The sequence below is a fragment of the Roseisolibacter sp. H3M3-2 genome (assembly GCF_029211165.1).
GTDB lineage: Bacteria > Gemmatimonadota > Gemmatimonadetes > Gemmatimonadales > Gemmatimonadaceae > Roseisolibacter.
In genome coordinates, this window is the sequence record NZ_JARGEK010000512.1 from 1 (window position 1) to 2,672 (window position 2,672).

Annotated in this window: 3 protein-coding genes; 2 read left to right on the forward strand and 1 reads right to left on the reverse strand. The window is 76.6% G+C overall.

Going from position 1 to position 2,672, the window contains the following annotated elements:
* On the forward strand, nt 1–437 hold a 437-nt coding region (locus tag PYV61_RS23795; RefSeq protein ID WP_275836363.1), incomplete at its 5' end, for a LytTR family DNA-binding domain-containing protein.
* A 115-nt stretch (nt 438–552) separates the two neighbouring features.
* Nucleotides 553–1,287, forward strand: a complete 735-nt coding sequence (locus PYV61_RS23800) for a Bax inhibitor-1/YccA family protein (RefSeq protein WP_275836364.1) — start codon at nt 553–555, stop codon at nt 1,285–1,287.
* A gap of 269 nt (nt 1,288–1,556) precedes the next feature.
* Here the strand turns inward: PYV61_RS23800 and PYV61_RS23805 are convergent, their stop codons facing one another.
* Nucleotides 1,557–2,366: an SDR family NAD(P)-dependent oxidoreductase gene (locus PYV61_RS23805; RefSeq protein ID WP_275836365.1), complete on the reverse strand. Its 810-nt coding sequence runs from the start codon at nt 2,364–2,366 to the stop codon at nt 1,557–1,559.
* Between the last annotated feature and the right edge of the window lie 306 nt (nt 2,367–2,672).

Here is a 2,672-nt window from a genome sequence, read left to right on the forward strand (position 1 = left end):
CGCTCGCCGCGGCCGACGCCCCGCTGCGGGCCGCGCTGCACGCCCTCGGCGGCGCCGCCGCCGGCGTCGCCGCCCACCCCGCGCGGGGCGGGGCCGGGGGGGAGGACGGGTACGCGCGGCGGCTCGTGGTCCGCGACGCGCAGGGGATGTACTTCGTCGCCGTCGCGGACGTCGAGCGCGTGGAGGCGGAGGGGAACTACGTCGCCGTCGTCGCCGGGGGGCGGCGCCACCTCGTGCGCGAGTCGCTGCACGTCCTCGCGTCGCGGCTCGACCCGGCGGAGTTCGTGCGGGTGCACCGGTCGCACCTGGTGCGGATCGACCGGATCCGCCGGCTGGAGCCCTGCGGCCACGGCGAGTACGAGCTGACGCTGGCGGACGGCGCGCGGCTGACCTCGAGCCGGAGCTACGGGGAGCAGGTGCGGCGGCTGCTGCGCTGACGCCGGCGGCGCCGCGCGCGGGGAGCGTGGGGCGCGGCGCGGGGTAGTATCTTCCCGGGGTACGTCCGGCCGCTCCCGGCGGACGCCCCGCCCGTCCCCACCCCCCGCCCCGCGCATGGAATCCTCCAACCCGATGCTCTCCCGGATGGCCAAGGCCACCGGGCTGCGGGCGCCCGGCGCGACGATGACCGTCGCCGGCACCGCCTGGAAGACGCTCGTCCTGCTGGCCCTCGTCTGCTTCGGCGCCGCGTTCACCTGGAACGCCGTCGCCGGCGGCAACACCGCCGTCGTGACGCCCGCCCTGCTCGTCGGCGGGATCGGCGGCTTCGTGCTGGCGATGGTGACCGTGTTCGTGCCGCGGCTCGCGCCCTTCACGGCGCCGATCTACGCGGTGCTGGAGGGGCTGCTCCTCGGCGCCGTCTCGGCGATCTACGACGCGCGCTACGCCGGGCTCCCGCGCACCGCGGTCGTGCTGACGTTCGCCACCGCCGCCGGGATGTTCCTGCTCTACGCCACGGGGGTCGTCCGCGCGACGCCGATGTTCCGCAAGATCGTCGTCGGCGCGACGCTGGGGATCGTGCTGGCGTCGCTGGCGGCGCTCGTGGCGCGCCTGTTCGGCGCCGAGCTCCCCTTCATGTGGGACGCCTCGCCCCTCGGCATCGGCATCAGTGTCGTGATCGTCGGCGTCGCCGCGCTCAACCTCGTGCTCGACTTCGACCGCATCGAACAGGGCGCCCGCCAGGGCGCGCCGCGCGCCGCCGAGTGGTTCGGCGCGTTCGGGCTGCTGGTGACGCTCGTGTGGCTGTACCTCGAGATGCTGCGCCTCCTCAGCCGCCTGCAGCGCCGCTGACCGCGCCGCCGGCACGACGCGACGGGCCGCGATCCACACGGATCGCGGCCCGTCGCGTGTTCGTGGTCGGCGCGAACGCGAGAGCACTTCGCGCTCGCGGGGCGGGCCGCTTTCCGCGCGGTCCCTCGGGTGCGGGCGGATCGCGACCTGAGCGCCGGGCGCCGAGCGCCGATGACCGCTCCGCGCTCGGCGCTCCGCGCTCCGGTCGTCGGCGACGCGGGGCCGCGTGTGCGCGCGGACCCGGCCCTCCGACGACTTCGCGAACTGCGCTAGTGCGAGCCCGACCCCGGCTCCGCCATCTTCCGGTGCTGCTCGGCCTTGATCGGCTCGGGCGTGACGAGCGCCGCCGCCGCCATCGCGCGCTCCTTGAGCGTCGCGGCGACCACGTGGTCCTTGCCGGCCAGCATCGCCTCGTAGCCCCGGCGCGCCACGTCCTGCGGGTCGGCCTTGTCCTGCTGCCCGACCTTGGTGTCGTCGAGCCCCGCGCGGTGAAAGAACTCGGTCTCCGTCGCGCCCGGCTGCAGCGCGGTGACGGTGACGCCCGTGTCCTTCAGCTCGTTCCGCAGCGCCTCCGAGAAGCTCTGCACGAACGCCTTGCTGGCGTTGTAGACCGCCTGGAACGCGCCCGGCATCCGCGCCGCGATCGACGACGTGAAGAGCACGCGCCCCTCGCCGCGCTCGACCAGCGCCGGCAGCAGCCGGTGCGCGAGGTGCACCGTGCCGGTCACGTTCAGCGCGATCAGCGCGAACACGCGGTCGAGGTCCTGGTCGAGGAACGCCCCGCCCAGCCCGACGCCGGCGTTGAGCGCGACCGCGTCGGGCGCCCGCCGGTCGGCGCCGAAGCGCGCGGCGACGCGCTCGACCCCCTCGCGCGTGGCGAGGTCGGCCACGATCGCCTCGCACGTCGTCCCCAGCGCCGACAGCTCGCGCGCGGCGCGCTCGATGTCCGGGTCCTCGGCGACCAGCACGAGGTCCCACCCCTCGCGCGCGAAGACGGTGCCCAGCTCGCGCCCGATTCCGCTCGACGCGCCCGTGACGAGCGCCAGCCGGCGCTCCGCGTTCCCAGTGTCCTGCGCCATCTCGATCCTCCTCCCCATCCCGGTGGTTCGCGGCCGCGCTCCGGCGCGGCACGGAGCCGGGGAGTAGGCAGGGGGCGGGCCAGCGGCGGGACGGGCGCGCGCCTCGCCGGGGGTCGGAGCGCGGCCGTCACTCGCCGCACGGGCAGCACGTCGCGGCCGCGACGCGGACCGCCCGGAGGCGGCGTCGGTTGACGAGGTGCGCGGCGACGACCAGCGCCGCGCCGGCGAGCACGCCGAGGGACGCGCCGTCGCGCCCCTCCGCGCCGTGCGCGGCGGCCAGCGACAGCGCGCCGGCGGCGAACAGGC